Origin of the sequence: Ectothiorhodospira shaposhnikovii (assembly GCF_022227765.1) — a bacterium.
Lineage (GTDB): Bacteria > Pseudomonadota > Gammaproteobacteria > Ectothiorhodospirales > Ectothiorhodospiraceae > Ectothiorhodospira.
Genome location: NZ_JAJMLZ010000026.1, coordinates 1 through 1,393, shown reverse-complemented (window position 1 = coordinate 1,393; position 1,393 = coordinate 1). Strand labels below are relative to the sequence as shown.

The 1,393-nt window shown below is 61.2% G+C and carries 2 protein-coding genes; both read right to left on the bottom strand.

What is annotated here, in order from left to right:
* The coding region (locus LQD11_RS15790; RefSeq protein ID WP_420828273.1) for an AAA family ATPase at positions 1–123 on the bottom strand (123 nt) is incomplete at its 3' end.
* A 42-nt stretch (positions 124–165) separates the two neighbouring features.
* Positions 166–1,393, bottom strand: a 1,228-nt coding sequence (locus LQD11_RS15410; protein WP_238618345.1) for an AAA family ATPase, incomplete at its 5' end; no start/stop codon positions are given.

Here is a 1,393-nt window from a genome sequence, read left to right as displayed (position 1 = left end):
GCCGCCGATCTTCGCCATGGAGTCGATCAGGGGGGTTTTGTCGACGTAGTAGTAGTGGCCCTTGCGCAGCTTTTCAAAGGACTGGATGCCGATGGGGAGTGTGAGGCGCTGATCGTTAGCCATGCCTGGCCCTCTAGGGACAAGTATCCTGCCGGCGGAAGTTTATCATGCCGTTTCCACGTCGAATGCCACGATCTGTCGCTGTTCGCGGGAGAACTCCACGCCGATCAGGTGAATGGGTTTGCCGGAGGCGCGGTACTTGTCGGCATAGCCCTTGGCCTTGATCTGATCCAGGGCCTTGCCTTCGGGCAGTTGCTCCACCACTTTGAATTCGAACAGGTAGAGGTGGCCGCCGAAGTCGACGGTCATGTCCACCTTGCCGTGGTGGCTGGCGTCTTCCACCGTGACCTGGACCCCCAGGGCGGCAAAGTGGCTGTAGAAGACGCTGGCGTAGTGGCCTTCGTATTGGGCAATGGGGTTGTTGCGGTACCAGTCGTGGGGCAGGCCGGCGTAGAGGGCCTTGAGGTGGGCCTCCAGGCCCACCAGATCGTGGCGCTGCAGGGTGTCCATCAGGCCCAACTGGTGGGTCTGGGCCTCGCTGTGGCCGATACCCAGTACGGGGAGCAGCAGGTCGTTGAGGCTGCTTTCCACCTCCAGGTTGGGGAACCCCAGCGTGTAGAGCCGGTAGCCCAGCATGGGTTCCTGCACGTCCTTGATGGTGATATAGCCGGTCTGGAAGAGCAGTCCTTCTGTGGTGATGTCGTCGACGTCGAAGCGCCCGAGCAGCTGGGCCTTGGCCTGCAGCCGGTCCAGCTGAGGGGTGAAGACCCCGCGCTGCTTGAGAATATTCACCAAGAAGGTGGGCGTGGCGCTCTCGAACCAGTAGGGGCCGAACTCGCGGTTCTGGAGCAGTAGCAGCGCATCGAACGGGTTGTAGACAGATGCGACCTCATGCCCGCCCCAGCGGTAGCCGTTGTACCACTGGCGGATGGCCTCGCGGTTCAGGCCGGGTAGCTCGGGGGCGAATACCGTGTCGATGTCGTCATCGGTATAGCCGCAGATCGTTGAATACTCGGGTAGCAGTGTGATGTCCCTCAGGTTGTTCAGTCCCGAGAAGAGACTGACCTTGCTGAACTTGGAGACGCCGGTGATCAGCACCAGATGCAGGTGCGGGTCGGCGTCCTTGAGTACGCTGTAGAGGTTTTTGAGACCTTCGCGCAGTTCGCGGGCGCGCTCCGGTTCCAGAATGTTGTCGAGGATGGGTTTGTCGTACTCGTCGATCAGGACCACCGCCCGTTCGCCATGCTGGGTGTGGGTATCGCGAATCAGCGCGGAGAACTCTCCTGCAATGTCTGTCTCGCGCTGCAGTGATACTCCCAGGCGTTCACGCTCG